The organism is Rhodococcus artemisiae, assembly GCF_036327795.1.
Classification (GTDB): domain Bacteria; phylum Actinomycetota; class Actinomycetes; order Mycobacteriales; family Mycobacteriaceae; genus Rhodococcus; species Rhodococcus artemisiae.
Genome location: NZ_JAUTXY010000013.1, coordinates 99,802 through 121,720, shown reverse-complemented (window position 1 = coordinate 121,720; position 21,919 = coordinate 99,802). Strand labels below are relative to the sequence as shown.

22 protein-coding genes and 1 riboswitch are annotated in these 21,919 nt (G+C 66.3%); of the genes, 11 read left to right on the top strand and 11 right to left on the bottom strand.

Going from position 1 to position 21,919, the window contains the following annotated elements; translation table 11 throughout:
- The first annotated feature begins 19 nt into the window (after positions 1-19).
- Positions 20-1,006 (top strand): LLM class F420-dependent oxidoreductase, encoded by a 987-nt coding sequence (locus tag Q7514_RS23815; RefSeq protein ID WP_330135728.1) that lies wholly within the window; start codon positions 20-22, stop codon positions 1,004-1,006.
- A gap of 4 nt (positions 1,007-1,010) precedes the next feature.
- Here Q7514_RS23815 and Q7514_RS23810 read toward each other — a convergent pair whose 3' ends face one another.
- The gene (locus Q7514_RS23810; RefSeq protein WP_330135727.1) at positions 1,011-1,574 is read right to left on the bottom strand and encodes a GNAT family N-acetyltransferase; all 564 of its coding nucleotides are present in this window, start codon (positions 1,572-1,574) and stop codon (positions 1,011-1,013) included.
- A gap of 1 nt (position 1,575) precedes the next feature.
- On the bottom strand, positions 1,576-2,244 hold the full coding sequence (locus Q7514_RS23805) for a DUF3239 domain-containing protein (protein WP_330135726.1): 669 nt from the start codon (positions 2,242-2,244) through the stop codon (positions 1,576-1,578).
- 230 nt (positions 2,245-2,474) lie between these two features.
- Between Q7514_RS23805 and Q7514_RS23800 the strand changes: the two genes are divergently transcribed.
- From Q7514_RS23800 to Q7514_RS23790, 3 genes are read left to right on the top strand one after another with little or no spacing between them, the layout of a single operon-like run.
- Complete coding sequence (locus Q7514_RS23800; RefSeq protein WP_408016172.1) at positions 2,475-3,902, top strand: CitMHS family transporter; 1,428 nt, start codon at positions 2,475-2,477, stop codon at positions 3,900-3,902.
- Positions 3,903-3,951: 49 nt separating this feature from the next.
- Positions 3,952-5,622 (top strand): sensor histidine kinase, encoded by a 1,671-nt coding sequence (locus Q7514_RS23795; protein ID WP_330135724.1) that lies wholly within the window; start codon positions 3,952-3,954, stop codon positions 5,620-5,622.
- Positions 5,604-6,287: a response regulator transcription factor gene (locus Q7514_RS23790; protein ID WP_330135723.1), complete on the top strand. Its 684-nt coding sequence runs from the start codon at positions 5,604-5,606 to the stop codon at positions 6,285-6,287. The genes Q7514_RS23795 and Q7514_RS23790 overlap by 19 nt, the downstream gene beginning before the upstream one ends.
- A 10-nt stretch (positions 6,288-6,297) precedes the next feature.
- Here Q7514_RS23790 and Q7514_RS23785 read toward each other — a convergent pair whose 3' ends face one another.
- Together Q7514_RS23785 and Q7514_RS23780 are read right to left on the bottom strand one after the other, a co-directional pair.
- Positions 6,298-7,956, bottom strand: a complete 1,659-nt coding sequence (locus tag Q7514_RS23785) for a DNA repair helicase XPB (protein WP_330135722.1) — start codon at positions 7,954-7,956, stop codon at positions 6,298-6,300.
- A gap of 359 nt (positions 7,957-8,315) precedes the next feature.
- Complete coding sequence (locus Q7514_RS23780; protein ID WP_199233246.1) at positions 8,316-8,483, bottom strand: hypothetical protein; 168 nt, start codon at positions 8,481-8,483, stop codon at positions 8,316-8,318.
- A gap of 315 nt (positions 8,484-8,798) precedes the next feature.
- Between Q7514_RS23780 and Q7514_RS23775 the strand changes: the two genes are divergently transcribed.
- Genes Q7514_RS23775 through Q7514_RS23760 form a run of 4 tightly spaced genes read left to right on the top strand, consistent with a single transcriptional unit; the run spans position 8,799 to position 12,803 of the window.
- On the top strand, positions 8,799-9,866 hold the full coding sequence (locus Q7514_RS23775; RefSeq protein WP_330135721.1) for an ABC transporter substrate-binding protein: 1,068 nt from the start codon (positions 8,799-8,801) through the stop codon (positions 9,864-9,866).
- Positions 9,863-10,723: an ABC transporter permease gene (locus Q7514_RS23770; protein WP_330135720.1), complete on the top strand. Its 861-nt coding sequence runs from the start codon at positions 9,863-9,865 to the stop codon at positions 10,721-10,723. Before Q7514_RS23775 ends, Q7514_RS23770 begins: the two co-directional genes overlap by 4 nt.
- Entirely contained in the window at positions 10,699-11,436 is a 738-nt protein-coding gene (locus Q7514_RS23765) for an ABC transporter ATP-binding protein (RefSeq protein WP_330135835.1), read from the top strand. Before Q7514_RS23770 ends, Q7514_RS23765 begins: the two co-directional genes overlap by 25 nt.
- The gene (locus Q7514_RS23760) at positions 11,436-12,803 is read left to right on the top strand and encodes an LLM class flavin-dependent oxidoreductase (RefSeq protein ID WP_330135719.1); all 1,368 of its coding nucleotides are present in this window, start codon (positions 11,436-11,438) and stop codon (positions 12,801-12,803) included. The genes Q7514_RS23765 and Q7514_RS23760 overlap by 1 nt, the downstream gene beginning before the upstream one ends.
- 15 nt (positions 12,804-12,818) lie before the next feature.
- Here the strand turns inward: Q7514_RS23760 and Q7514_RS23755 are convergent, their stop codons facing one another.
- Positions 12,819-15,095, bottom strand: a complete 2,277-nt coding sequence (locus tag Q7514_RS23755) for a helicase-associated domain-containing protein (protein ID WP_330135718.1) — start codon at positions 15,093-15,095, stop codon at positions 12,819-12,821.
- Positions 15,096-15,155: 60 nt separating this feature from the next.
- Here Q7514_RS23755 and Q7514_RS23750 point away from each other — a divergent pair, with 60 nt between their 5' ends.
- Positions 15,156-15,344, top strand: coding sequence for a hypothetical protein (locus tag Q7514_RS23750; protein WP_132472358.1), 189 nt, complete (start codon positions 15,156-15,158; stop codon positions 15,342-15,344).
- A 99-nt stretch (positions 15,345-15,443) separates the two neighbouring features.
- Here the strand turns inward: Q7514_RS23750 and Q7514_RS23745 are convergent, their stop codons facing one another.
- The 3 genes from Q7514_RS23745 to Q7514_RS23735 form a co-directional block, all read right to left on the bottom strand.
- On the bottom strand, positions 15,444-16,031 hold the full coding sequence (locus tag Q7514_RS23745) for a transglycosylase family protein (RefSeq protein ID WP_330135717.1): 588 nt from the start codon (positions 16,029-16,031) through the stop codon (positions 15,444-15,446).
- Positions 16,032-16,040: 9 nt separating this feature from the next.
- A riboswitch (cyclic di-AMP (ydaO/yuaA leader) is annotated at positions 16,041-16,282 on the bottom strand.
- A 218-nt stretch (positions 16,283-16,500) separates the two neighbouring features.
- Positions 16,501-16,893 (bottom strand): YccF domain-containing protein, encoded by a 393-nt coding sequence (locus Q7514_RS23740; RefSeq protein WP_330135716.1) that lies wholly within the window; start codon positions 16,891-16,893, stop codon positions 16,501-16,503.
- Positions 16,890-17,132 carry a hypothetical protein gene (locus tag Q7514_RS23735; RefSeq protein ID WP_330135715.1) on the bottom strand — a complete coding sequence of 81 codons (243 nt, stop codon included), beginning with the start codon at positions 17,130-17,132 and terminating at the stop codon, positions 16,890-16,892. The genes Q7514_RS23740 and Q7514_RS23735 overlap by 4 nt, the downstream gene beginning before the upstream one ends.
- Positions 17,133-17,286: 154 nt before the next feature.
- Between Q7514_RS23735 and Q7514_RS23730 the strand changes: the two genes are divergently transcribed.
- Complete coding sequence (locus Q7514_RS23730) at positions 17,287-17,697, top strand: cold-shock protein (RefSeq protein ID WP_330135834.1); 411 nt, start codon at positions 17,287-17,289, stop codon at positions 17,695-17,697.
- 98 nt (positions 17,698-17,795) lie between these two features.
- Here Q7514_RS23730 and Q7514_RS23725 read toward each other — a convergent pair whose 3' ends face one another.
- The 3 genes from Q7514_RS23725 to Q7514_RS23715 form a co-directional block, all read right to left on the bottom strand.
- Positions 17,796-18,290 carry a DUF2771 domain-containing protein gene (locus tag Q7514_RS23725; RefSeq protein ID WP_330135714.1) on the bottom strand — a complete coding sequence of 165 codons (495 nt, stop codon included), beginning with the start codon at positions 18,288-18,290 and terminating at the stop codon, positions 17,796-17,798.
- Complete coding sequence (locus tag Q7514_RS23720) at positions 18,287-20,038, bottom strand: MFS transporter (RefSeq protein WP_330135713.1); 1,752 nt, start codon at positions 20,036-20,038, stop codon at positions 18,287-18,289. The genes Q7514_RS23725 and Q7514_RS23720 overlap by 4 nt, the downstream gene beginning before the upstream one ends.
- Positions 20,039-20,156: 118 nt before the next feature.
- On the bottom strand, positions 20,157-20,948 hold the full coding sequence (locus Q7514_RS23715) for a glutaminyl-peptide cyclotransferase (RefSeq protein ID WP_330135712.1): 792 nt from the start codon (positions 20,946-20,948) through the stop codon (positions 20,157-20,159).
- Positions 20,949-21,043: 95 nt separating this feature from the next.
- Here Q7514_RS23715 and Q7514_RS23710 point away from each other — a divergent pair, with 95 nt between their 5' ends.
- Positions 21,044-21,919 (top strand): DUF3027 domain-containing protein, encoded by an 876-nt coding sequence (locus Q7514_RS23710; RefSeq protein ID WP_330135711.1) that lies wholly within the window; start codon positions 21,044-21,046, stop codon positions 21,917-21,919.

Sequence of the window (21,919 nt, the reverse complement as noted above, 5' to 3'; positions counted from 1 at the left end):
ATCGTCGGAGAGGATTTTCATGCGCTTCGGATACTTCGTTCCCCAGGGCTGGCGACTCGACCTCGTCGGTATCGAACCTGCCGATCAGTGGCAGGTCATGCGCGATCTCGCGCAACGAGCCGACACGGGGCCGTGGGAGTCGATCTGGGTGTACGACCACTTCCACACGGTTCCCGCACCTTCGGAGGAAGCGACCCACGAGGCATGGTCGCTCGTGTCGGCCTTCGCGGCCGTCACGGAGCGTGCGCGTATCGGGCAGATGTGCACCGCGATGGCCTACCGTAACCCCGCGTACCTTGCGAAGGTCGCGGCCACTGCCGACATCATCTCGGGCGGACGCATCGAGATGGGTATCGGTGGAGGCTGGTACGAGCACGAGTGGCGCGCATACGGCTACGGGTTCCCGTCGGCAGGGGAGCGGCTCGGCCGCCTCGACGAAGGTGTGCAGATCTTCAAGCAGGCCTGGACCAACGGTGTCGCGACCCTCGAGGGCAAGTACTACCAGGTCGACGGTGCGATCAGCCGGCCCCTGCCGCTGCAGGACGGCGGAATCCCGCTGTGGATCGCGGGCGGCGGCGAGAAGGTCACGTTGAAGATCGCCGCGAAGTACGCGCAGTACACCAACTTCGACGGCACGCCCGAAGGTTTCGCACACAAGTCGGAGATCCTGCGTGGGCACTGCGCCGACGTCGGCACCGACTTCGACGCGATCGTGCGCTCGGCGAACTACAACGTCGCGATCGGCCGGACCGAGAAGGAAGTACAGGATCGGCTCGAACGACTTCGTAGCCGGCTCGAACCGATCGTCGGCGCGGACAAGGCGGACGGCGCGCTGAATGCGTTCCGGGGGATGCCCGCGGTGGGCACGCCCGAGCAGATCGTCGAGAACCTCACGGCCCTGAAGAAGCAGGGACTCGAGTACGCGATCTTCTACGTACCCGAAGCCGCGTACGACACGTCGGGTCTCGAAATGCTCGAGAAGGAAGTTCTTCCGCACCTCGCGTGATTGCTCAGATCGGCCAGGTTCCGGTAGACGTGCGAGGGTCGTCGGGCAACAGTCCGGCGACCCACACGTCGCGCGGAGTGTCTCGCTGAATCAGCCCGTGTCGCGCGACACCCTCGAACCGGAATCCGGAACGCCGAGCAACCGACGCCGACGGCGCATTGCCGACAAATGCGCGCCACTCGATCCGCCACGCGCCCATGCCCTCCGGGCTGAAGGCGAAGTCGCACGCGAGCCGCACCGCCGCGACTGCCAGTCCTCGCTGCCGCGCGTCGGGAGCCACCCAGTATCCGATCTCGGGTCCGGCATCGCCACGGGCAACGAACCCGACCATGCCGCACAGACGCCCGCCCTCACTCGTACGGATCGCCCAATCCGGATATCCGCGTGCCCATTTCGCGGGGACGATGTCGCCGACGAATCGGACGGCGTCGGACCGCACGTATGGAGCGGGCATGGTGGTCCACTCCGTGATCGCGGGATCCTGACAGGCCGCGGTGATGGCGTCGATGTCTCCCGGTGCGGGCGGTGACAGAGTCACCCGCCCGTCGCTGAGGACCCGTGCTTCCATGTCAGCGCAGCTCCGGCGGGAGGTCCTGGCTTGCGAGCTCCAGGCGACGCTCGTTCGTGGCGTTGACCTCGTCGACGAGCTTCAGCTTGTTCGCGAGCAGTCGCCATTCGGCATTGTCGATTGCGCCCGCGGCCTCGGCCAGAACCTTCGTGTCGCGGGTGCCCCATGCGAGCGGCATCGGGCTGGCCATCTGCCACACGTCGGCCTTGTTGTTCGTCGTGCGGTCGGACAGCACCGCCACCGACGGCACCTGCTCGCCCACACGTGCGCGGTGTCCGGGAATGGCCTGGACGTCGCGAGTGACCAGCGCGTAGTGGCTAGCGCCGGCCTCCGGCTTCGCGATATCGATGAGCGCAAGCAGAGTCATTCCGCGAGCACGTGTGGTCGCGACGACCGCCGGGACCAGGGGGCTGTCGTGGTAGAGCTCCTCGATGGTGCCGATCTTGCGCGGCGCCCAGAGCGCCACCCACAGTGACGTGATGGACGCGACCACCAGCACTGCACCCAACACATACGACCACGGCCTGCCGAGATAGATCAGCCATGCGGCTGCCGCAGCGCACAACACCGCGACGATCACACCGGATCGCCGCAGGCTGCGGACCTCGGCGAGCGTCTGGTTCACGCTCTTGGCATGGGGCAGGTCGATGGGGAACTCGAATCGGCGCACCCACTCAGCTTATGGGACGCGGGTGGACCCGAACTCGAGCACAATGCGCACAACGGGACTATCGCACTCAAGCGTGACGCTCCCGCGTGACGCACCCCACACTTGCTCCAGTTGATGTCACAACCGGATGGATCCTCGGTTCCCGAGACCCGCACCCGCCCCGATCGCGTAGGCGCTCACGGACGGCGTGTGCCCACCGCATCCGGATCGCAAGAAAGTGGGTGCCCCCGATGCTGGTAGGCCTCGGCTTCCTCATGGTCGCCGTCTTCATGTATCTCGTACTGTCGAAACGGGCGACTCCCGTCGTGGGACTGATCCTCGTTCCCATCGCGTTCGGCCTGATCGCGGGTGCCGGAACCGACATCGGCGACATGATCGTGGGAGGAATCGAATCCCTTGCCCCGACCGCAGCCCTGCTGTTCTTCGCGATCATCTTCTTCGGCATCATGATCGACGTCGGGCTGTTCGATCCGCTCGTGCGGCTCATCCTCAGGCTGGTGCGCGACGATCCGGCGCGTCTCGTCGTGGGTACCGCTGTACTCGCGATGGTGGTGTCGCTCGACGGTGACGGCTCCACGACGTTCATCATCACGGTGTCCGCCATGCTTCCCCTCTACATGAAACTGAAGGTGAGCCCTGTCGTCCTCACTGTGGTTGCGGGCCTGGCGAATGCCACGATGAACATCATTCCGTGGGGAGGACCGACCGTGCGTGCCGCGAGTGCGCTGGGACTGTCGCCGTCGGACGTGTTCGTTCCTATGATCCCGTCGCTCGTGGTGGGTCTGATCGTCGTACTCGGCTTCTCGTTCCACCTCGGACTCATGGAGCGGCGACGGATCGGCACACTCGTGCTCACGTCCGAACGCATCCCGGCGCGTGTCGGATCGGGCGGTTCCGGCGGCAATGCCGGTTCAGGCAGCGAGGGTGGTTCCGGCGGCAGTGCTGGTTCCGGCGGCAGTGCTGGTTCCGGTGGTGACGACGACTCGGCCGGCAGCACGGACGGATTCGTGGACGGCCTCGACCCGAACCGGCCGACTCTCCGTCCGCGGCTGCTGCCGTTCAACGCGGCCCTCACCGTGGCCCTGCTCGTGGTGCTCGGCCTGGACGTGCTGCCTATTCCTGTGCTGTTCATGATTGCCGCCGGTCTCGCGTTGGCCGTGAACTTCCCCCGGATCGTCGATCAGTCCGCGGCGATCGTGCGACACTCGTCGAGCATCGTGTCGGTGGTTGCCATGGTGTTCGCCGCGGCGGTCCTGACAGGCGTGTTCCAGGGCACCGGAATGGTCGAGGCCATGGCGTTGTGGCTGACCGGAGTGATCCCGGACTCGCTCGGCCCGTTCCTCGCCGTCATCACCGGAGTACTCAGCATTCCGATGACCTTCTTCATGACCAACGACGCGTTCTACTTCGGTGTGCTGCCGGTTCTCGCCGAAACCGCGGCCCAGTACGGGATCGAACCTGTCGAGATGGCACGAGCGTCGATCACGGGCCAACCCGTGCACATGCAGAGCCCGCTGGTCCCGGCGATCCTGCTCCTCGTCACCCTCGCCGGTGTGCAGCTCGCCGACCACCACAAGAAGGTGCTGTGGCGCGCGGTGCTCGTGTCGCTTGCGATGCTGGTGACCGGAGTGCTCATCGGGCAGATTCCGATCGGCTGAGCCACGTCACGGTCCACACTGGGCATGTGCTGAGGAATCCGAGGACACTGTGAAGCTCCGCACGCAGGTGCTGTTGCTCCAATCCGCGGTCGTGGCGGTCACGCTCGGCATCGGATTCGCGGTGTTCGCCACGACCACGGAGAACCGGGTCACCGACGAACATGGACAGCGTGCGCTTGCGATCGCGAGGACCGTCGCCGCAGACGAGGCCGTGCGCAGCGAGGTGGCCAGGCTTGCGGCGGCCGACGACGGCGTGGTCGGCCCCGACAATCCGGAACTCGCCGGAGGGGACCTGCAGAATGATGCCGAATCCGTACGGGCCGCTACCGGGGCACTGTTCGTGGTCATCACCGATGAGATGGGCCTTCGGCTCGCGCATCCGGACCCGGGGCTGCTCGGCCTCCGGGTGAGCACGGATCCGGCCGAGGCGCTTGCCGGGCGTGAGGTAGTGGTCAGCGAGTCCGGGACCCTCGGGCAGTCCGTCCGGGCGAAGGTGCCGGTGACGGACCCCGCATCGGACCGTGTCGTCGGGGAGGTGAGCGTGGGGATCTCCACCGACCGTGTCCACTCCGATCTGCGCAGCGACCTCGGCTATGCCGCGCTCGTCGCACTCGGCGCCTTGGCATTCGGGACCGTCGGGTCGATTCTGCTCGCCAACCGATGGAAGACGCTCACACTCGGTCTCGAACCCGATCAGCTGGCAGAGCTCGTCCGCGAGCAGGAAGTGGTGCTGCGCGGGATCTCCGACGGTGTGGTGGCCACGGACACGAGCGGCACTGTCACCGTGGTCAACGCCGAAGCGCGAAGGTTGCTGAATCTGCACGGAGGAGCCGGCGATCCGGTCGACGCGATCGGGATCAGTCCGCGCTTGTTGGACATCATGGATGAAGCGCAGTCCATACCGATAGCTGCAACGGCCGGGGACAAGGTCGTCGTCGCCGTGGCAAGGCGGGTGGTGCATGACCGGAAGGATCTGGGCACCGTGATGTCGGTGCGCGACCGCACCGACATCGAGAACCTCACGCGCGAACTGGGCGCAGTGCAGTCCCTCACCACGGCCCTGCGTGCTCAACGGCACGAGTTCGCCAATCGCCTGCACCTTCTGAACGGGCTTCTCCAGCGGGGTCGTACCGAGCAGGCGGCCGAGTTCATCGGGCAGATCATCGGGTCGGGGCCCCTCGGACAGCAACTCGAGGGTGCCGACGCCGTGGCAGATCCGTATCTGCACGCTTTCCTCACTGCGAAAGCGGCTCATGCTCGCGAGAGCGGGGTCCGTCTCGTTCTGGGCGAGAACACGTGGGTGCATGGTGTACTGCGAGTTCCCGTGGATGTCACGACGATTCTCGGAAACCTCCTCGACAACGCCGTCGAGGCGGCCCGGGAGAGCGGTCGTCGTCCGGCAGAAGTGGAAGTGGAACTCGTCGAGGACGGCCAGGATCTCCACATCACGGTCGCCGACACCGGAAACGGTGTTGCCGAAGAGATTTCCGATGTGTTTCAGGAGGGGGTCACCACCCATACCGACAGTGGTGTGCCGGGCGGACGAGGCATGGGACTGGCCCTGGCCCAGCAGATCGCGCGTGATCACGGCGGAGACGTGCTCCTCGTCGATCGCGGTGGCCACCGGACCCCGGACAACCCGACAGGAGGCGCGGTGTTCCTCGCTACCCTCGTCGGAGTTCTCGACGAAGGAGACACGCGGTGGGCGGATCAGATCTGACGGTGCTCGTCGTCGACGACGATTTCAGGGTCGCGGAACTGCACGCACAGGTGGTGTCGAGCGTTACCGGCTTCGCTGTCGCGGACGTGGTGGGTAGCGTCGCTGCCGCGCGGGACGTGGTCCGTGAGACTCCGGTCGATCTGGCACTCGTCGATGTCTATCTGCCGGATGGATCAGGGATCGACCTGATCCGTGAACTGGACTGTGACACTTTCGTCCTGGGTGCGGCCGGCGAGGGCGGCACGGTGCGGCGCGCGATGGCCGCCGGGACACTGGTGTATCTCGTCAAACCGTTCGCCAACACCGAATTGGCGCGCAGGCTCGCGGCGTATGCACAGTACCGCCGCATCGTGGAGTCCCCGGAGCTCACCCAGACCGAGATCGACACGGCACTGGCAGCATTGAGACCCGTGTTGCCGACCTCCGGCGCCACCGCGCCGGCCGCGCGGTCGGTCACCAAAGAGCTTGTGATGAAAGCACTTCGGGAGTCGGAGCAACCGATGTCGGCGGGCGAGGTCGCGATGGCGACAGGGGTGTCGCGCGCGACCGCACAGCGCTACCTGGCAGCCCTCGTTGCGAAAGGGCAACTGCGGATGCAGCTGAGATACGGCAGTACCGGACGTCCCGAACAGGAGTATCGACTCGTCCGCAGCAGCGGAACCTGAAGCGGTGCAGTCAGCCGATCTGCGGACCCAGCAGGTCGTCGGCGTCGGTGATCCGATACGCATAGCCCTGCTCGGCCAGGAAGCGCTGACGATGCGCGGCGTACTCGGCGTCGAGGGTGTCGCGGGAGACCACGGAGTAGAAGTGCGCCTGCCCACCGTCCTGCTTCGGGCGTAGCAGACGTCCGAGCCGCTGTGCCTCTTCCTGTCGCGACCCGAACGTGCCCGACACCTGCACCGCGACCGACGCCTCCGGCAGGTCGATCGAGAAGTTCGCGACCTTCGACACGACGAGGACGTCGAGCTCACCGTTGCGGAAGCGATCGAACAACACCTCGCGTTCCTTGCTGCGCGTCGAGCCCTTGATGACCGGGGCGTCGAGGGCCTCACCGAGCTCGTCGAGCTGGTCGATGTAGGCGCCGATGACGAGCGCGGGGGAGTTGGGGTGACGGGCGAGGATCGACTTGACCACTGCGTTCTTGGTGCGCGCGGTCGAGCACAGCTTGTAGCGTTCCTCCGGCTCGGCCACCGCGTACGCCATTCGCTCGGCATCGGTGAGCGTCACGCGCACCTCCACGCAGTCGGCCGGGGCTATCCAGCCCTGCGCCTCGATGTCCTTCCACGGCGCGTCGTACCGCTTGGGACCGATGAGTGAGAACACGTCGCCTTCACATCCGTCCTCGCGGACCAGCGTGGCAGTGAGGCCGAGACGACGTCGGGACTGCAGGTCGGCGGTCATCCGGAATACGGGGGCCGGAAGCAGGTGCACCTCGTCATAGATCATCAGCCCCCAGTCGCGGGAGTCGAACAGCTCGAGGTTGCGGTACTCGCCCTTCGTCTTGCGGGTGATCACCTGGTAGGTGGCGATGGTGACCGGGCGGATCTCCTTCTTCTCACCCGAGTACTCGCCGATCTCCTCTTCGGTGAGCGAGGTGCGGGCGATCAGTTCGCGCTTCCACTGCCGTCCGGCGACGGTGTTCGTCACGAGGATCAAAGTGGTGGCACCGGCCTTCGCCATCGCGGCCGCGCCCACCATCGTCTTGCCGGCACCGCAGGGGAGTACGACGACACCCGAACCGCCGTCCCAGAAGGAGCTCGCGGCCATTTCCTGGTAGTCGCGCAGGTGCCACGGACGTGTCTCGAAGTCGAGGGCGATGCTGTGCGCCTCGCCGTCGACGTACCCGGCGAGGTCCTCGGCGGGCCAGCCCACCTTGAGCAGCATCTGCTTGAGGCGACCGCGTTCGCTGGGATGCACGATCACGGTGTCGTCGTCGATGCGTGCGCCGAGCATGGGGGCGATCTTCTTGTTGCGCATCACCTCGGCGAGCACCGCATTGTCGAAGCTGACCAGCGTGAGCCCGTGGGCGGGATTCTTCACCAGTTGCAGGCGTCCGTACCGGCCCATGGTGTCGACGATGTCGACGAGCAGCGGCTGCGGTACGGCGAAGCGGGAATAGGTGACCAGTGCATCGACGACCTGCTCGGCGTCGTGGCCGGCTGCGCGTGCGTTCCACAGCGCCAGCGGCGTGACCCGGTAGGTGTGGACGTGCTCGGGCGCACGTTCGAGTTCCGCGAAGGGAGCGATGGCCTGCCGGGCTGCATTCGCCTGCTCGTGGTCGACCTCGAGCAGCACGGTCTTGTCGGACTGGACGATGAGCGGTCCGTCGGCCACGAAGCCTCCTGGTGAGAGAAAGTAGAACTCTTCCATTGTCCAGATGCGGAGGGCGGCGCGCCACCTGCGCGCCGCCCATGCGTCCGGACATCACCAGTTCCGACCCCAGCCGTGTCGACACCACAGCCGTGTCGACACCACGGCAGTGTCGACACCACAGCAGTGTCGATACACCGCTCGGTCAGTTCGTCAGCGATCGGCGCACCTCCATCACGCACACGAGTGCCTCCGAAATTCCGGATCGATATCCGACTTCTTTTTCCGAGGAGACCGTTACGGAATCCAATTCCCCTTCGAGCCTTTCCTGAATTCTGTCCAGGGCATGCAGCGTCCTTTTCATTTCATACCGTCTTCTTATCTCATGCCGGTGCTCTGATCACTCCGGCTCGTTCGTCGAGAACGAACACTCGTGCGCGGGCCAGGGCGGCTCGATATCCGTTGCCTTGCGCATCGGTACCGACAGAATGAATCGGGAGGTCGCGGATCTTTTCGTACAGCGCCTCGAGCACTGCAGTCTCGGTGTTCATGGCGTTCGCCGTCTCAACTCCGCTTCCGCTTGCGGATGAATTCTCCGGCCTCCGCGGCCTTCTGTCGTTTTTCTGCCCGACGTTCCTTCGCGGACTGCGCCGGTTTCTTGAGTGTTTTTCCCTTGTCGGCCATTGTCGCTCCTCGTTTCGAAGTGGCAATTACTCAACAGCACCACACCATACGTCAAATTCCAGAAAAATCCAGTTTGCGAAAAGGGGACTTAAGTTCACGCAGCGCCTATCCATGGTTCCGGAGCGATCCTCGCGGTTAGCGTGCCCGTCACACGATCCACACACCGACCTTCGGGGGACCAGATGTCATCTGCTGTACTCGGCCGCGCTCGAAAAGCGCGGGACGCACTCGCGGTTGCCGCGGTAGCGGGCCTTGTGCTCGCCGGCTGCGCCACCGACTCGGGAGGGGGCGGCCTCGCGGCAGATGCACCGATTCCTGACGACGTACCTGCCGGTACCTCGTTGAGTGTCGCCACCAGGGTCGCCAAGGCACAACTGGAGGCCTCCGGTCTGATCGACGAGCTGGGATTCACTGTGTCGGACTGGCCGACAGTCACAGCGGGCCCCGACGTCATCCAGGGGTTCCGCGGTGACGCGATCGATCTCGCGACCAACGCCGCAGTGCCCCCGATCCAGGCCGCCGCCACCGGCTTCGATGCCAAGATCGTCGCGGTAAAAGAGAAGGACAAGGCTCAGTACGAGCTCGCGACGTCGCCCGGTTCGGATGTGGAGTCGCTCGACGATCTGCGAGGTAGGAAGATCGCGGTCTCGCCCGGGCAAGCGCAGGGCGTCGTCGTGCTCCGGACATTGAAGACTCTCGGGATCGGATTCGACGAAGTGGAGATCGTCGAGCTGCCCAGCACTCAGTTCCTCACCGCGCTCCAATCCGGGCAGGTCGACGTGGCGCCCCTGAGCGAGCCGTCGCTGACCAAGTACCTCGACGAGTACGGCGACGAGGGCGCGCGTGGCATCGTCACACCGGAGGTGGATGCGCTGTCGGTGCTCTGGGCCCCGGTCTCGGTGCTCGAAGATCCCGCGAAGGCCGCCGCGATCAAGTCGTTCATCCCGCTATGGGCGCAGGGCGAGGTGTGGGCCTGGGAGAACCCCGACGAGTGGATCCAGGCGTACTACGTCGATTCCGAAGGCGTGTCGTTCGAGGACGGCAAGCGCATCATCGACTCGGTCGGTCAGGAGCCGCGGTATCCCTCGTCGTGGGACCACGCCATCCAGTGGACACAGGAAACCGCAGACATTCTCGCCGAGGGCGGCTGGTTCTCCGAGATCGATGCTGAAGATCTGTTCGACCGCAGGTTCGAAACCGTTGCCTACGAATCTGTTCCGGAAATCTACCGCGTAGGAGCGGATTCATGACCGAAACACTGATCAAGCCGCCGGGCATCCGACCAGACACGGTCGCACACGAACCCGTGGCGGTCGGCGGAATCCGACCGATCCGAAGACTGGGTCTTCGCAAAGCATTCCCGTTCTCCCGTATGACCGGTGTGGTCGTTCTGCTCGCAGTCTGGGCGATCGGATCGGCTGCGGGATTGATCGACGAACGCAAACTGTCGGCTCCGTGGACGGTCGTGTCCACGGCAGTCGAACTCATCTCCGACGGTGTCCTGCAACAGCACGTCCTGACCTCGTTGGGCAGAGCCGGTCTCGGCTTCGTGATCGGTGCGGTGATCGGTACCGCTCTTGCCCTGGCGTCCGGCCTCACCCGCACGGGCGAAGCGCTGATCGACGGGCCCGTCCAGGTCAAACGTGCAATTCCGACACTCGGTCTGATTCCGCTGCTGATCCTGTGGCTCGGCATCGGTGAGACCTTCAAGATCACGATCATCGCGTTGGGTGTCGTCGTGCACATGTACATCCAGACGCACAACTCGCTGACCGCCATCGACCAGCGGTACGTCGAACTGTCCGAGGTCCTGAGGCTCTCCCGCGCCGCATTCATCCGCAAGGTCGTGTTGCCCGGTGCCCTGCCGGGGTTCTTTCTCGGACTTCGGCTGTCCGTCACGGGGGCGTGGCTCACGCTCATCGTGGTCGAGGGCATCAACGCCGTCACCGGCCTGGGCAAGATGATGTACAACGCGCAGAACTACGGTCAGTCCGACGTCATCCTCGTCGGTCTCGTCGTCTACGCCGTGTTCGGATTGCTCTCCGATGCCGGATTGCGCGCACTCGAGCGGCGTGCGCTCGCCTGGCGGAAGACGCTCGGCGGATGAGCGCGGTACAGATCCGTGGTCTGATCCGCGGTTTCGGCGACAGGCATGTCCTCGACGAACTCGACCTCGACATTCCCGACGGACAGTTCGTGGCATTGCTCGGCAAGAGCGGGTCCGGCAAGTCCACGTTGCTTCGCGCACTTGCGGGCCTCGACTACGACGTCGAGGTCCATGGTGGAACTCTTTCTGTTCCCGAAGAGATTTCGGTCGCCTTCCAGGATTCGAGACTGCTTCCGTGGCTCCGCGTGCTCGACAACGTGACACTCGGGCTCGGCCACAAGGACCGGGAGAAGGGAAGTGCGCTTCTCGCCGAAGTGGGTCTGGCCGGTCGCGAGGATGCGTGGCCGCTCGACCTGTCGGGCGGTGAGCAACAGCGGGTTGCGTTGGCCCGCGCACTCGTGCGAGATCCCAGGCTTCTGCTTGCCGACGAGCCGTTCGGCGCCCTGGACGCGCTGACGCGCATCAAGATGCACGGCCTCCTCGACCAACTGATCGAAAGGCACCGGCCCACCGTCCTGCTCGTCACCCATGATGTGGACGAAGCGATCGTGCTCGCCGACCGCGTCGTGGTACTGCACGAGGGGCGAATCGAGGTCGACAGGATCATCGACCTTCCGAAGCCCCGATCATTCGACGATCCCGGTTTCCGTCAGATCAGAGACACCCTCCTCGGCGCTCTAGGCGTCGAAACCCTTTCACAACAGGAGAATTGATGACAAATACGCCTGAGGACCGTACCCTTCACCTCAATGCCTTCCTGATGCCGATCGGGCATCACGAGGCCGCGTGGCGACTTCCCGAGAGCGACCCGAACGCGAACCTCGATATCGGCCATTACATCTCGCTTGCCCAGACTGCCGAGCGCGGGAAGTTCGACTCGGTGTTCCTCGCCGACAGCCCCGTTCTGATGGGGGTTCCCGAGCGGCGCCCCTCCGGCAAGCTCGAACCGACGATCATCCTGACGGCCATCGGAGCAGCGACGTCGAAGATCGGTTTGATCGCAACGGCATCGACGAGCTACAACGAGCCCTACAACCTCGCGCGCCGCTTCGCGTCCCTCGACATCGTGAGCGGGGGACGGGCCGGCTGGAACATCGTCACCACCGCGGGTGACGACGCGGCCCGCAACTTCGGCCTCGATGGTGTGCCCGCCCACAAGACCCGCTACCAGCGCGCCGCGGAGTTCGTCGAGGTCTCCACGAAGCTGTGGGACAGCTGGGAGGACGACGCGATCGTCGCCGACAAGGAATCTGCGGTCCACTCCGATTCGGCGAAGGTCCATCGGTTCGACCACGACGGGGAGTTCTTCAAGGTCGCAGGGCCGCTCAATGTTCCCCGGTCGCCGCAGGGATACCCGCTGCTCGTGCAGGCCGGATCATCGGAGAACGGTAAGGACTTCGCCGCGCTCTACTCGGAGGCGATCTTCACGGCACAGCCCACTTTCGAGGAAGGCAAGGCCTTCTACGACGACGTCAAGGACCGGGTCGCGAAGGTGGGACGCAATCCCGACCAGGTGCTCATCCTCCCGGGCATCGTGCCCGTCATCGGCGACACGGAGGAGCACGCTCGCGAGCTCGATGCCGAACTTGCACGGCTCATCTCACCGGAGTACGCGCGAGCCCAGCTCGCAGAGCGTTTCGGGCTCGCGCCCGAGGAACTCGATCTCGACCGGGAACTGCCGGAGGACCTTCCGTCGGAGGACGAGATCGAGGGGGCAAAGAGCCGCTACACGCTGATCGTGCAGCTCGCCCGCCGCGAGAATCTGACGGTGCGCGAGCTGATCGCGCGCCTCGGTGGCGGTCGAGGGCACCGCACCTTCGCCGGCACCGCCGAGCAGGTCGCCGACACGATCGAGCACTGGTTCCGCAGCGGCGCCGCCGACGGATTCAACATCATGCCGGCGGTGTTGCCGTCCGGGCTCGAGCTCTTCGTCGACCGCGTGGTGCCGATCCTGCAGGAGCGCGGACTGTTCCGTACCGACTACACCGAGACGACCCTGCGTGGCCACTACGGACTACCGCGCCCCGACAACCAGTTCGTGGTCGACGCGAACATACGAGTGGCGGCGTCTGCCACGTGACAACGAGCGACGGGTTCAGTCCACGAGCGCGACCGACGAGACGCGGTGGAGCACGAAACTGCGGACCGAGCCGGTCGCGGGATCGAATGCTTCGAGCTGCCCGCCCGCGACACTGACCGGATCGACGATGCGCCGGGTCGCGGTGCCCTGCGCATCTACGTAACCGAGGGTCACGCTGCGCTTGGCGTGCACTGCCAGCTGCAGCAGCGCCATCGTGGCGGCTCCGCCCGTGCGGCTGCCGTCTCCGCGTACCGGTGTGCTCGCCGGGGCGGAGGCGGCACGATCGCCCGCACGCAGGGTGCGTACGAGCGTCTCGAGCTGTTCGTCGTTGGGTGGCAGGGGACCGGTGTATCGGGGACGCGACCGCGGTACGACCAGCCGCGCGCCGCGCGGGCGCAGATCCAGTACTGCACCCGACGCATCCTCTCCCGCCGGTGCGAAGCCCGCTTCCCTCAGCGAGGTGAGCACCTCTGCGAGGGGTGCCTGTGAGATGGCGACCGTCGGCGCGACCGCACGCAACGCCAACGTTGCGGCGACCGGCGCCGCAAGCACCTCCGCGAGCAGCGCCGGATCGTCGGCGCGCACGAACGACGACGCGATACCGGCGCGCAGGCGACCGTGTCGGCGCGCCACGTCGTCGATCAAGTACGTCAGTGATTGGGGGACCGGGGTGCGCGAGTGAGCCGAGAACAGCGCGTGCAGTTCGCCTGCGCCGACGCCCGCGTCGAGCGCGCGGCGCACGCTGCCCTCGCTGATCCGGTAGACCGTGGCGGCGCCGGCCGATTCGACGTCGGCGACCAGTGCAACCCGCCCGGCCAGTTCCGGGACGAGGGGGCCGGGGGCGACGACGGTGAGGTCCGCCTGGACGAGGACGTAGTCGACTGGCTCGGGGAGCGCGTTCGCCATCTCGGTGTCGGCGTCGCCGCCGTGGATCAGGGCTTTACCGGGGGAGCTGAGGTTGTCGTGGGCGACGAGCGCGAGTGCGGTGGCCTCGCGGATCGTCTCGGTCACCGTCTCGTGGCCGAAGTGGCCGGCCGACCGGGGCCGCCGCCATGCCACGATGGCCTGCACTTCGGCTGTGGACGGCGCGACGTGGTCGGTCAGGACCTCGAGGAGCAGTCTGCGGTCGTAGGCCGCGGTAGGAGAGTTCACCTCGTCGGACAGCGCTGCGATCGGCTTGTCGTTCTGGTCACGGCGCCCGATCAGCCACGGTCGACGTGGTGCGTCGAGCCACGCGCCGGCGAGCACCGCCCAGCGATGCGCGGTGTGCGCGGTGAGCCATCCGTCGGCCGAGGTGGTGGGAGCCCAGTAGTCGTCGATGTCGCCGGGTGGGGCGGGGTCGGGATTTCCGCGCGCGATGAGTCCCGCCGCCGCGAGCACCTCGACAAGTAATGCGGTGTGGTCGTCGGTGAGGTCGAGGGATTTCGCGAGCCGGTGGAGTTCGCGGACCCCCAGGCCGCCGGAGCGCAGCGCGGGGGCGGGCTGCCGGCCCAGCGCGGTGATCAGGTCCTCGCAGTGGCGCAGCAGCTCCAGGGCGGCGCCGGCAGCGGTGCTGTTGGTATCCGGGGCAGCCTTGGTGCTCGCCTTGAAACTCGGCGGAGTCAGCGACGCCGGATCGAACGGTGCTTCGCCGCGCAGGGCTTGCCCGACCCGGTGGGGAAGCTCGACGGTCTCGTCGTCGATGCGGGTGAGCAGGCCGGCTGCCAGGAGCTTCTGGACGGGACGAGTCTCGTCGGAGCCCGGCGCGGCGTCGCGGGTGCGCCCGATCGGCGATGTACGTGCCAGGGTGTCGAGAATGCTGCGCTGTGCGGGGTCGAGAGCGGCGAGGACCACATCGAGCTCCTCGCGGGTGAACGCGTCCGTCTCGGGTGTGCGTCCGACCCGCCACGGCACGGCTTCCACGGCGGCCGCGACGAGACGCAGACCGTCGGGGGTGTCCCACACCAGGAGGACGGAGCGCAGCCGGTCGAGAATCCGATCGACAGCCCTGGCGGTGATGCGTCCCCGCAGATCGTCGACGAGTGTCTTCCTCGCTACCCCGTCGTCGACGGCCCCGAGACGGGCCAATGCCTCGATGATCCCGAACTCGGCGGTGGTGAAGTCGTTCGCGGCGCGGAACACCGACGCGCGTTGGCGCGCGCGATTCGCAAGCACGCTCATCGTCGCGGGTGGGGGCACCACCAGATCGGGTCTCGAGCGCAGGAGAGCGACGAGTTCCGTGTCGCGGCGATCGGACAGCCACCGGGCGAGCGAGTCCGATCCGGTGTCGGGGGCGGGCGTGGTGGGTGTCATCCGGTCCAGATTAGAGACCTGAGATGGCCTGAGACGAACTCACCTGCCAAAATGAGCGTCATGGCTGACAAATCGAAGAACCTCTACGTCGATCGCGGATGGCCGGAGTTGGCAGACGGCGACCATGCGGTCACCGAACTGTCGTCGACACGTTCGGGTCCGCTCTCCCCGTACGGCGAGGACGCCGTGTTCCCGGTCCCGGCGGACGAGCTTCCGTACACGCACCCGCGCACCGTCATCAACCGCTGAGTTCCTCGACATCGAGTCTTCCTCGACTGTCGCACTCCCGACAACAAGAACCCCGCACCGAATCCGGTGCGGGGTTCTTGCTGTAGCTGGGTGTGCTGCCTACTGGGGCAGAACTGCGCGGACCGCGTCGAGGACGGCGGGGTCGAGCGCGATACCGGCGGCCTGCAGTGCGTCGACGCCCTGCTCGAAGCCTTCGATGATGCCCTGGGCCTCGGCGGGCAGCGCCGGAGTCTCGGGGAGCTGCGGAACCTGACGGTTCTCGGTGACCGGCGCGGGCGTGGACTGAGCGGGAGCGCTCGGGGCGTCACGCTGGGTCGGAGCGCTGGACAGCCCCAGGCTCGAGGAGCAGGACGGCCATGCGCCCCAGCCCTGGCCTGCGAGGACACGCTCGGCGACGGCGATCTGCTGGTCGCGGCTGGCCTGGTTGGCGGTGGGTGCGTACTCCTGGCCGCCGTAGGCGTTCCAGGTGCTCGGCGAGAACTGCAGGCCGCCGTGGTAGCCGTTGCCGGTGGCAATGGCCCAGTTTCCGCCGGACTCGCACTGTGCGAGGCGGTCCCAATCGGAGTCGGGGGCTGCGGCGGCGGTGCCGCTGAAGGCAACACCCGTGACGCCGAGGACGGCGCCGGTCAGCGCGAACTTCGCGACGGTCCGGCCGGTGTTGGTGGGCTTGCGATGGCGTCCGCTCATGTCGGTTCCGTTTCCTCTCCGCACGCGCCTACGAGGTCAGCTGTCGGGTTCGGACTGAAGAGGTAGTCCGGCCGTTGCGCTCGTCGAGCGTTCCGGCTTCACCCCAAGGCCTGTCGCGTGGGCGGCCGGCCGGGCCTCCGAGGAAGCGACCGGCGGGGCCGGGTGCTTCCGAGGGAGACCGGTTGGGTCCCCCGTTTCCTGTCCCTCGTGGATCGTTTGTCGGGATAACCGGACTTCCGCGGGACAGGAATTTGGCGCGGCGGGCCCGGGTTGGTTGGACCAGGCGGTCCGACCGATGACGACGGTAACGGTTCGGATGGGCGAGTGTCACCAATTGATAACGCGCGACCGTTTGCGGACTCGGGGCTGTGCTGGGGCTATGTCACAGCGAACTCGCTGGTAGTCGCGCGAGTCGACCCTCAAAGCCGTTTCGAGCCACCGCTGTTATCAGCTCGTTACGTGATTAAGGTCACATGCATGTCGGGCGCGCGTCGACAGGAACGATGTCTTTCCCGAGCGGCATAAGGGAGATCGGGATCATCTTCAGGTTCGCGATCGCGAGCGGAATGCCGATGATCGTGATCGCCATGGCGATCGCTGTCGTGATGTGTCCGAGGGCCAGCCAGATGCCGGCGACCACGATCCAGATCACGTTTCCGATCAGTGAACCCGCCCCAGCGGTCGGCTTGTCGACCGTTGTCTTCCCGAACGGCCACAGTGCGTAGACGCCGATCCGGAACGAGGCGATGCCGAACGGGATCGTGATGATGAGGATGCAGCAGATGATGCCGGCGAGGAAGTATCCGAGGGCCAGCCACAGGCCGCCGAAAATCAGCCAGATGATGTTGAGAACTACCCTCATGAGCCGTTACCGCCCTTCGAGCGTCGACCCGATTGCAAGGCGAACGCGATGGCCAGCGCGAAACCGAGCGGCCACGCGAGAGTGAGCAGGAACAGGGCGAGACCCGGCTTACCGTCGGTGAGGGCCGGCGTCAGGAAGATCGCGACCACCGCCGCGATGCCTACGGCGAAGCACACGATAGCGGCGTTGAGCAGGCCCTTGCGGGGTGCACGAGCAGAATCGGAAGAAGAGTTACCCACGGCGTCTACGGTAGCCGCCGGCGGTCGGGGACGGTATGTGCGTCGGGGTACACTGAAACTCGTCTGCGCGTCCCGCTCGATGAGTTTGGGGCGCGTTGTTTTGCATGTCCATATCGTGCCCTCGGGCACGGCCGTCCAGGAGCAGGTGAGCGCGGTGCCGACCGGCAAGGTGAAATGGTACGACGTCGAGAAGGGCTTCGGCTTCCTGTCTCAGGATGAAGGCGAGGACGTCTACGTGCGCGCGTCGGCCCTCCCCGAGGGCATCGAGAGCCTCAAAGCGGGCCAGCGCGTCGAATTCGGGATGGCCGTCGGTCGTCGCGGACCCCAGGCTCTCAAGGTCGAGTTGCTCGAGAAGCCGTCGCTGCGGCAGCAGGCCGGGCGGCGTGAGGCACCGGCGCGTGAGCGACGCTCACCCGACGAGTTGCACGGCATGGTCGAGGACATGATCAAGCTCCTCGAGGTCGCGGTTCAGCCCGACCTGCAGCGTGGGCGCTACCCGGACCGCAAGGCGGGGCAGCGGATCTCCGAAGTCATGCGCGCTATCGCCCGCGAGCTCGATCACTGAGACAGTCCACCAGGACAAAGCGGAATGCCGTATCCGATCGAATCGGATACGGCATTCCGCATTGTCGACCTCGGTGCGAGGGCCGCGGGGGAGTGGGCTCAGAACGTCTGGACGGCCCACACGGCGTGAGCGATCGGCTCGCCCGCTTCGTCTACCACCGCGGAGGGCAGCTGGACCTCCACGCCGAGCAACTGCAGGTTGGGATCGCTCGGCACGGTGATCGCGCTCCGCTGGCCCGGCTCGACCATGATGCCGTCGAGGAACGTCTCACCCGTCTGAAGATCGCCGTACACGGCGATCAGACGCCACGGTGCATCGGAGATCTCCGACGGCAGCGACAACTGAAGCGGATATCCGGCGCGGACGGAGAGCTGGGTGATGGGGTTCTCGACGCAGTCCTCCAGGTTCACGTTGCAGTGCTGTGTCGGGGAGACCGTGACCGAGTTGCCGTCTCCGTAGGCGGTGATCTCGGGCAGTCGCGGCTCGGCCGAGTCGACGAGTGCCCACACCACTGCGCCGATACCCACGGCGACCACCACCAGGACTACCACGATCAGCGCGATCGCCTTCTTCGTCCGGGCTTGCAGATTCATCGGCTCCCATTTCGTGTCGGCTGCCCGTCCGCGCGCTTTCGGCGCTCGTCGGCAGTTTCGGTGGAGGCATGCTCGGGCCTCCTGCCGCCCAGGCCGGGCAGCAACGTCTTTCCACGGTAGGTGAGCAGGGTCTGGGTGAAACCGAGAACCAGTACCACCGTCACCACCGAGAATCCGATCCACAGCTCGGTGGGCAGCAGAACCCCCATGGCGCCGCCCAGAACCCAGCTCAGCTGAAGGACGGTTTCCGACCGGCCGAATCCGGATGCGATGGATTCCTCGGGCAGATCCTGCTGTAGCGAGGCATCCAGCGACACTTTCGCCAGCGCACTGGCGCATGCGGCGACCAAGGCGGCGAACGCGGCGGCGAGCACGTTGTCGGTCGCGGCGACGATCGCCGCCACGATGACCGCGGCAGCAGCACATCTGACGATGATGAGAGCGGGCCGACCCAGAGCCATCCGCGCACCGGTCGCGTTCCCCGCGAAGTTTCCGATCGCGGCGGCCGCGCCGACGAGACCCAGCATCGCCGCCTGCATGAGCGGCGATTGCTCGGTGGCGCTCTTCGCCACGAACGCGATGAACAGGGTGAGGAAGCCGGTGAGTACCCGGATGGTGCCGTTGCCCCACAGTCCAGTGACGACCGTGCGACCGAGTGGATACCGACTCTTGCCGTTGGTGGTGATCACCTCGGTCTTGGTATCGAGCATCTCGGTGCGGGCATCGGATCCGTGGTACGACAGTGTCGCGGGCACTTCGCCCTCGGTGACCTCGACCCATGCCGGGATCCGCATGCTCAGGTACGCGCCGAAGACGGTGATCGCGGCGCACAGCCACAGCGCACCGGCCGAATCGAACGCCCATGCCGCCGCGCCGGCAATCGCGCCGGCACCGAGTGTGCCTCCGACCAGGCCGAACACGGTGAGTCTGGAGTTGACACGCACGAGGTCGATCTCAGGTGGCAGCACACGAGGCGTGACCGCGGATTTGAGTACCGCGAAGGATTTACTGAGCACCATCATCGCCAGCGCCGCGGGATACAACGCCCAACTGTCGAAGTTGAAGATCAAGATGACAGCGAGGACGGTCCGCAACCCGAACGACGTCGCCAGTGCCACGCGACGGCCGTGCTGGAGCCGATCCAGGAGCGGACCGATCAACGGAGCGATGACGGCGAACGGCGCGATCGTGATGAGGAGATACAGCGCGACCTTCGTCTTGTCCTCACCGGTCGCGGCCGAGAAGAACAGGGTGTTCGCCAACGCCACCGCCATCGCGGCGTCGGCGGCGAAGTTCGCCATGGTCGCGTACGTCAGTGCCGTGAGACCGGACTTGTCGGCGCCATCGGCGGTCGCGGCGCGACGGAAAGTGGCGATGCCCTTGTGGGTGAGCTCCCGGCTTCGAAATGCCGCGACCCGCGTCACCGTCAGCTTGCGGGGCATCCGCGGTGCCCTGGGCCCCCGGTGGTCACTGGGCCGACTGTTGTCACTCGACCGGCTGCTGTCGCCCGACCGGTCGTCCTTGGGGTCGGACGAATCCTTCGACGGCCCGGAGCCCTTCGCTGCCGCGGGTGCGTCCGTGCCTTCCGGGCCCGAGCGCTGCGACTCGTCTATCGGATGCAATGGAGGCAACGGTGTGCGGCGCGCTGAGACACGGCGAGGCGGCGGATAGTTGCTGTACCCCGGATGCCGAGAGCCCGGGGCACGATCATCCGCCTTGTCGGCAGGTCGCTCTTCCCGTTCGGTCACCCTTCGATTCTTCACCACTGCGCAGTGGTTGTGGAGTCGGGCCGGTTGTCGTGTTGCTCGCTGTGCCGAGTCGCGCACGCGGTGCGTGCCATCGTCGCGCACGCGGTGCGTGCCATCGTCAGGGGACGAACCGGACTTCGAACAGCGTCGGCCACAACTTGCCCGTCACGAGGAAACGATCCGTGCCCGGGATGTGGGCGATCCCGTTCAAGACGTCGACATCGTTCCGATCGGCGTCGGAGAGCCGGTCGAGCAGCGCGGACGCGTCGATCGTTGCGCCGACCCGACCGGTCTCGGGGTCGATCCGTACGATCTCCTCGGTCTTCCACACATTCGCGTAGACGGCGCCGTCGTCGGTGCATTCGAGCTCGTTCAGGTTCGACATCGCACGACCGTTGCGGTGGACGGTGACCCGCCCCAGCTCGGTGAAGGTGTCGCGGTCTCGGAACGTCAGGTCTGCGGAGCCGTCGCTCATCACCAGGCGGTCGGGCTGGTCGCACAGACCCCAGCCCTCACCGTCGTAGTCGATCCGTCGCCGCTCCGTGAGGCTGTCGCGGTCGCGGACGAACGCCACGCCGTCTTTCCATGTGAGCTGCCACACCACCCCGTCGGTAACGGTGATGCCCTCGCCGAACATGTCGTCGGGGAGTGGCACCCGGGTGCGTTCGGTGGGTGCGTCGAGCGGGCGAGCCGACACCCACGACGACCCCTCGCGCCCGGTGCCCTCGAACAGTTCACCGTCGTCCAGTTCGAGGCCCTGGGTGAACGCCGACGGATCGTGGGGATGCTCCGCGACGATCTCGACGCGTAGTTCGTCTGCCGGTGGCCCGGGTTCGTCGACAACGGTGTCGCCGCAACCCGCGGTCAGGAGGGTGAGGGCGAGCGCGAAGGTGGCCGGTCGACGCTTCATGGGTCCATCTTCCTGTTGTCTTCGACTGTTTCTTCTCAGCCGTCTCATGTGTCTTCTCATGGCCGGGCACCACGCCGGGGCATCGGTCCGGCACAATGGTGCTCGTGAGCGTTGTATCTTCTGCCGTTGCCCTCGGAACGGTTCCTTCGGTGGATCCGGCCGTCCGATCGGTGCTCGCTGAGGCCGTCGAGGTCGCTCGGGCTGCCCTGAACGAGCTCGGGGAGGGTGTCGTCGGCGCCTATCTGGGCGTCACCGCCGAGGACGAATGCGCAGCAACACACCGCTTCGCGGCCGACCTGGCCGGATATCACGGCTGGCAGTGGGCCGTAGTGGTGGCCGCGGCGCCCGAATCCGACCACGTCACCGTCAGTGAACTCGTATTGCTGCCGGGCCCCGAGTCGTTGGTCGCGCCCGAATGGGTGCCGTGGAACGAACGGATCCGGCCCGGCGACCTGGGCCCCGGCGACCTGCTGGCTCCCGCACCGGACGACGAGCGGCTCGTGCCGGGATACACCGCCTCCGGCGATCCCGACGTCGACGAGACTGCCGGTGAGATCGGGCTCGGCCGCAAGCAGGTGATGAGCCTCGAAGGCCGGCTCGACGCAGCGCAGCGGTGGTTCGACGGCGAGTACGGGCCCCACTCGGAGATGGCCAAGTCGGCACCGTCGACGTGCATGCTGTGCGGGTTCTATCTGCCGCTGGCGGGATCGCTGCGGGCAGCGTTCGGTGTGTGCGGAAACGAATTCGCCGCCGACGGTCATGTCGTGCACGCCGAATTCGGTTGCGGTGCGCACTCCGATACCACCCTGCCCACCGGTGCGGGTTCGCCGCAGTTCGATGCGTACGACGATGGGGCTGTCGAGATCGTCGAGCTTCCTGCCGCCACCGCGGAGCAGACCGAGAACGCCACTCTGGAGCAGACCGAGAGTGCTGCCGCAACCGAGAACGCACAGTCGGAACAGACCGACTGA